At 47.2% G+C, this 1,285-nt stretch carries 1 protein-coding gene and 2 pseudogenes; all 3 read left to right on the top strand.

Annotated features, from left to right (window positions below; all coding sequences use genetic code 11):
* Positions 1–300: pseudogene (locus tag BGK49_RS15020) on the top strand (IS1-like element IS1X2 family transposase); the annotation flags it as partial.
* 48 nt (positions 301–348) lie between these two features.
* Positions 349–1,008: pseudogene (locus BGK49_RS15015) on the top strand (AIDA-I family autotransporter YfaL); the annotation flags it as partial.
* A 55-nt stretch (positions 1,009–1,063) separates the two neighbouring features.
* A partial coding sequence (locus BGK49_RS15010) for an IS1 family transposase (protein WP_005004670.1) occupies positions 1,064–1,285 on the top strand: 222 nt, incomplete at its 3' end.

Genomic DNA, 1,285 nt, shown 5'->3' with positions numbered 1-1,285 from the left:
ACGGTTGTGGCGCACGTCTTCGGTGAACGCACTCTGGCCACACTGGAGCGTCTTCTGAGCCTGCTGTCGGCCTTTGAGGTCGTGGTATGGATGACGGATGGCTGGCCGCTGTATGAATCACGCCTGAAGGGAAAGCTGCACGTTATCAGCAAGCGTTACACTCAGCGCATTGAGCGACATAATCTGAATCTGAGACAACATCTGGCAAGGCTGGGACGGAAGTCACTGTCGTTCTCAAAATCGGTGGAGCTGCATGACAAGGTCATCGGGCATTATCTGAACATAAAACACTATCAGTAAGTTGGCAGCATTACCCTACGCAAGGAGTATTTATCTCTACTCCCGTCAATGATTGCATCTCTTTTCTCTGCTAACGGTGTCGCGGCGGCCATTGATTTATGCCAGGGATATGATATCAAAGCGAGTTGTCACGCCAGCAGGCAAAGCCTTTCAGGCATTACGCAGGACTGGAGTGTCGCCGATGGGCAATGGCTGGTTTTTTCGGATATGACCAATAACGCCAGCGGAGGAGCCGTATTTTTGCAACAAGGAGCGGAATTTTCACTATTACCAGAAAATGAAACTGGAATGACTCTGTTTGCCAATAACACCGTTACAGGAGAATATAATAACGGCGGGGCCATATTTGCTAAAGAAAACTCAACGCTGAATCTTACTGATGTTATTTTTTCTGGTAACGTCGCAGGCGGCTATGGTGGCGCAATCTATTCTTCTGGTACTAATGATACTGGTGCCGTCGATTTACGTGTCACTAACGCCATGTTTCGCAATAATATCGCTAATGATGGCAAAGGTGGCGCAATTTATACCATTAATAATGACGTCTATTTAAGTGATGTTATTTTTGATAACAACCAGGCATATACATCAACAAGTTACAGTGATGGCGATGGCGGTGCAATCGATGTTACCGATAATAATAGCGACAGCAAGCATCCTTCAGGTTATACGATAATAAATAACACTGCCTTTACAAATAACACTGCCGGTAATGCTGCCAACTTACTGATTTAGTGTATGATGGTGATTTTAAGGTGCTTGCGTGGCTTCCATTTCCATCAGATGTCCTTCCTGCTCCGCTACTGAAGGCGTGGTGCGTAACGGCAAAAGCACTGCCGGACATCAGCGCTATCTCTGCTCTCATTGCCGTAAAACATGGCAACTACAGTTCACTTACACCGCCTCTCAGCCCGGTACGCACCAGAAAATCATTGATATGGCCATGAATGGCGTCGGATGTCGCGCCAGTGCACGCATTATGGGC

Source organism: Shigella sp. FC1544 (assembly GCF_001722145.1).
Lineage (GTDB): Bacteria > Pseudomonadota > Gammaproteobacteria > Enterobacterales > Enterobacteriaceae > Escherichia > Escherichia coli.
The sequence above is the reverse complement of the archived record's forward strand: the minus strand, read 5'-3'. Positions and strand labels throughout refer to the sequence as shown.